The following is a 4,739-nucleotide window of genomic DNA, read 5'->3' as shown; positions in this document are numbered from 1 at the left end:
CACCACCAACTGGAACAGCTCCCACAGCTCATCCGGCACCAAGCGCTCCACGATCGTCACGCGAGCAGCCTACAAGGCCAAATGAGATCACTTCTTAGCCCCTCTCTGCCCCGAGCGGTGGCACCATCTTGAGCTCGGCGATGTGATCACCATGCATGAGGGCAGGCCGGCAGTGGGCAAGGCCACGATTATCGAGGTCAGGCCACCTGCCGTTCCCGAGCATGAGCGGTAACTGCGGGCGCGAGCCGCAGAGGTGCCGACGGCTGCTCGTCAGGGCGGTGGGGCCGGCCTGGTCTGGTCGCGAAGCGCCAACAGGTGGGATGATGACCGGCATGACGATTATCAGAAAGGCCGATGCCGCGTAGACGGCCTGGCCGCGTTCGTACCGAGCTTCCGCGCGGACCCAGGATGCAAGACGACCCCACGATCATCCATGGTCTCTCCTCGGCAGCTATCGCTGAGGTTCGCCGGATAGAACGTCAGAAGAAGTACTTGTGGCCGGGCTCAATCGGGTCGGCCATGGTGCGCTGGAGAAGCTTCGTCCACCAGCCGAACCGTCGCCTATGGGAGTACGAGAGTGGCGGCTGCACGGAATGGGCCTGTTGCGGAGACCCTTGGCAGGCTCGTGAGCACCTCGAAGCGGTGATGTTGACGATGTCCCGACGGCGGGCGCGTGAACTCCGCAACCTTGTCGAGGCTCTGGACGGACGCTACTGATGCGCGGCGGGGCGGCCCGTGTTCGTGTCGCGGGCCGCCTTGTTCTCGGGCGGTTTCAAGCAGCGCTATGCGGCGGGGATGTCCCCGGCAATCTTGTGCAACCACTCACTGAGAGTGTCGTAGTCCAGGTTGGTCAGGCCGCGGCGGGGGTCGACGCGATGGAGGAGAGCATGTCCTTGGTGGTGTGCGCAGACCCAGGCCCGATCGGTCTCGGTGATCTCGTCATCGACCCAGGCGAACGCTCGCCCTGCTGCCCAGTCGACGAGCGTGCGGGTCTTCCAGTGCAGCCCGTTCCGCTCGTCCTGTTCGTCGGAGTCGGATGGCTCCGGCCAGGTCACCACCGCCAACTGCGGCAGGCTCAGCCGCGGCGCGACGCACCCGTTCGCGTCGTCCATCCATGTCGTGGCCCAGACGAGATCACACGGTAGCGCCTTCAATCGGGGTCCGTGCTCGGGGTTGATCCTGGCCAGAAGGGGATTCGAGTCGGGCCCCTGTAGTTCGGGGCCTGTCTGATACGTCGGATACCCGTCCGGATACTCCTGAGGCGCTGCCCCGAACGGAATGAGCGGACCGTCGACATCGAGGAAGAGCAGTGGAGGCTGTGCGGCAAAACCGGTCACGGCTGCACGATAGCGGCTCCTTCGAGAGCAGGAGGAGGGGCCGCGGCCTTTCATGAGTCCCACTGGTCGCAGTACTCGATATGGATCTCGCGCGCGTCGCCGAGAATGCCGTCGTTGGAGTGGAGCTCTGTGCAGAAGTACGGGTAGCTGGGATGGACGGGGACGTGGCTGGGACCGTTTCGGGCGACGTTGAGGAAGTGCCGGGCGGTTTCCCTGAACACCTTCGCGCTGCCGGTCATGAACAGGGTCTCGGCGTGGAGATGCTGGTGGAACAGGTCCCGGTTCTCCCGGTAATGCCGTGCCTCGTGGTCAATCACGGCGTCGCCTGGATGTCCCGGATCGGGCAGCGTCACGGTCTGCGGACGACCCGGGCCGAGTCGCCCGCGCACCTCCTTCCATCGTGAAGGCGCGAACTGGAGCGAGTGATGCAGCAGTACGAGATCAAGCTGACGCATGCCGTCTTCCGGCAGTTCGCGGGAGGGGGCTTGGTTGCCTCGCATCGGCAGGTGGACCAGTGAGCGCGGTGAAGAGGCAGCGAGCGTCCATAGACCGCCGATTCGCCGCGCGGCGTCTTGATCGAGGTAGGCGTCCAGGCGTCGATCGTGGTCGGTGAGCACGGCGTGGATCAATGGCTGGGCTGGTCGGATGACTTTGAACTCCACGGATCCGAGCCGTGCTTGGTGGATGGTGACGGGTAGCTTCATCGGTTCTCCGAGACACGGCGGCTGACGTCGGCGGCCCAGTCGCCGGCGGATGCCTTCTGCCACTGGACGGCGACTTGGGGGCTTCACCCTGGTTGGTAGACACGGGTTTGTGTGGTTATGCGGCGAGCGCCAGGGTAGCTGACTGCTGCTGCTCGTAGGTGACGGGGCTGACCTGGCCGTTGGCCGAGTGCCTGCGCCAGGTGTTGTATCTGTTCAGCCAGCGGAAAACCGCCGCTCGGCAGGCCTGGGCTCCGGGCCAGCGGCGTGCGTCCTTGAGGAGCTCGCGTTTCAGTGAGGCGTGGAAGCTCTCGCAGGCGGCGTTGTCGGCACTCGTTCCGACAGCACCCATGGACTGCTTCACTCCCAACTCGGCACACAGGAAAGAGAATTGCCGACTTCCGTACTGCGCTCCGTGATTGGAGTGGAACACCGCTCCGCGTAGGGTGCCGCGAGTGGCGGCGGCCATCGTCAGAGCGTCGGCGACCAGGGACGTGCGCATGTGGTCGGCGATCGACCAGCCCGCGACGCGCCTGCTGAAGCAGTCCAGCACCGTTGCCAGATACAGGAACTCCCCGTCCCCGACCGGGAGATATGTGATGTCGCCCATGTACTTCAGGTTCGGCGCCGGCGCGCTGAAGTCGCGCCCGAACAGGTCCGGCACCGGGGTCGCCGACGGCTCGGGCACGGTGGTGCGGACCTTCCGGCGCAGACGGGTGCCCACGATCCCGAACTTGCGCATCACCCGCGCGACCCGCTTCTCGTTCACCGCCAGGCCCCCATCCCGCAGCTCGGCGGTGACGCGCGGGGCGCCGTAGGTCCCGTCGGACTCGGTGTGGACGCGCTGGATCCGCGCCGCCAGGACAGCGTCGGCCTCCTGCCGTTCTGCGCGGGTCGCGGCACTGGCGCGCCACTTGTAGTAACTGGAGCGCTGGCTGTCCAGCACCTGGCAGAGCCGCTTGACCTCGAAGGCCTCCCGGTGGTCCTCAACGAACTGGAAGCGGCTCATCACCAGCTTGTCTCCGAGGCGAAATACTTCGTGGCCTTCCGCAGGATGTCCCGCTCGACCGACAGCGTCTCGCGGTCCTTGCGCAGCCCCGTGTTCTCCACCCGCAAAGCCGCGTTCTCCGCCTCCAGACGGACGATCCGTTCCTCGGGCGTCTCCACCCCAGGAGCCCCGGACCCGGCCGCAGCCGGCAGGACACCGTCGGGCCCCGGCGCGGCCCCCGCGGCCCGCACCCACTGCCGCAGCGACTCCGCATGCATGCCCAGATCCCGCGCGACCTGCGCATACGTCAGCGACGGATCGGAGCAGTGCAGTGCAGTGCAGTGCCACAGCGTCAGCACGGAACTCCGCTGAGTAGTACTTGTGCACCATAGGTGCCATCTCTTCCTCTGAATCCATGAGATCCAGTGTCCGTGATGTCTACCAATCGGGGGGAATACCCCATGTCCGGGCCCGCTTGTCCTGGCGGATGCAGGACGCCATCGATCCGACCGCGCTGATCATCGACGACACGGGGTTCCTCAAGGACGGCGACGCGTCGGCGTGTGTGTCGCGGCAGTACACCGGAACCGCGGGCAAGGTCACCAACTGCCAGGTGGGCGTCTCGCTCCACCTGGCCCGTGACCACGCCTCGGCACCGGTCAACTGGCGGTTGTTCCTCCCCGCCGTCTGGGACCCCGAATCGACGAAGGCGGACCCGGACAAGGTCGCCCGCCGTGACCGGTGCGGCATCCCCGCCGGCCTGGGCCACGTGGAGAAGTGGCAGCTGGCCCTGGACATGATCGACGAGACCCGCTGTTGGGGTGTCCACGTCCCACTCGTCATCGCCGACGCCGGATACGGCGACGCCGCAGCCTTCCGCCTCGGCCTGCACTACGTGGTGGGGATCTCCACCACGCCGACTGCGCACCCCGCCGAAGCCCGGCCGTTCACGCCCGCCTACAGCGGCACCGGTCGGCCGCCGGTGGCGAAGTACCCGGACAAGGCCCGCAGCGTGAAGGACCTGGCCATCGCCGCCGGTTCGAAAGCGGCCAGGCCGGTGTCGTGGCGGGAGGGGTCGCGCCCCGGCAGGGCGAAGAGCGGCTTCAAACGGATGTACTCGCGCTTCGTGGCGCTGCGGATCCGCCCTGCCGGACGGCGAGATCCGCGACGCCACCGAGGGCGTGGAACTGGCCGAGTGCTGGCTGCTGGCCGAATGGCCCGCCAGGGAAGCCGAGCCGGTCCAGTTCTGGCTCTCGAACCTGCCCGCCGACACCCCGCTGACCACTCTGGTGCGAATGGCCAAGCTCCGCTGGCGAGTTGAGCACGACTACCGGGAGATGAAACAGGCCCTCGGCCTGGCCCACTTCGAGGGCCGCACGTTCACCGGCTGGCACCACCACGTCACGCTGGTCTCCCTCGCCCACGCGTTCTGCACCCTGCGCAGACTGGCCACCGCCCCCAAAGACGCGGGGCCGGCCTGAGTCTCTACCAAGTCGTCCGCGAGCTCCAGATCCTTCTGGCGACCTGGGCCGGCGCCTGCCCCACCTGCCACCGCGACATACCCACACGAAAACAGACCTGACCAAGCCCTACTAGCGGTGGTTTGTTGACATGGGGTCAGGTCGGCAGTATCGGTGAGGAGAGTCTTTCGGGGGTGCTGCCATGACCGCGCGCGTACCTTGTCCACCGGCTCCCGGGCCCCTCGAGGGGTAC

At 66.9% G+C, this 4,739-nt stretch carries 2 protein-coding genes and 2 pseudogenes; 1 reads left to right on the top strand and 3 read right to left on the bottom strand.

Annotation, left to right across the window (positions count from 1 at the left end; genetic code table 11):
- Positions 1–782: 782 nt before the first annotated feature.
- From AB0O82_RS38460 to AB0O82_RS38450, 3 genes and pseudogenes are all read right to left on the bottom strand, one after another.
- The gene (locus AB0O82_RS38460) at positions 783–1,337 is read right to left on the bottom strand and encodes an HAD domain-containing protein (protein ID WP_363589681.1); all 555 of its coding nucleotides are present in this window, start codon (positions 1,335–1,337) and stop codon (positions 783–785) included.
- Between the two features lie 50 nt (positions 1,338–1,387).
- Positions 1,388–2,041, bottom strand: coding sequence for a hypothetical protein (locus AB0O82_RS38455; protein WP_363589679.1), 654 nt, complete (start codon positions 2,039–2,041; stop codon positions 1,388–1,390).
- Positions 2,042–2,156: 115 nt separating this feature from the next.
- A pseudogene (locus AB0O82_RS38450) lies at positions 2,157–3,416 on the bottom strand (IS3 family transposase).
- Between the two features lie 70 nt (positions 3,417–3,486).
- On the opposite strand from AB0O82_RS38450, the pseudogene AB0O82_RS38445 reads away from it, so the two are divergent.
- Positions 3,487–4,507, top strand: a pseudogene (locus AB0O82_RS38445) (IS701 family transposase); the annotation flags it as partial.
- Positions 4,508–4,739 lie beyond the last annotated feature (232 nt).

Source organism: Kitasatospora sp. NPDC088264 (assembly GCF_040685715.1).
GTDB lineage: Bacteria > Actinomycetota > Actinomycetes > Streptomycetales > Streptomycetaceae > Kitasatospora.
This window is presented reverse-complemented; position numbering and strand designations above follow the sequence as displayed.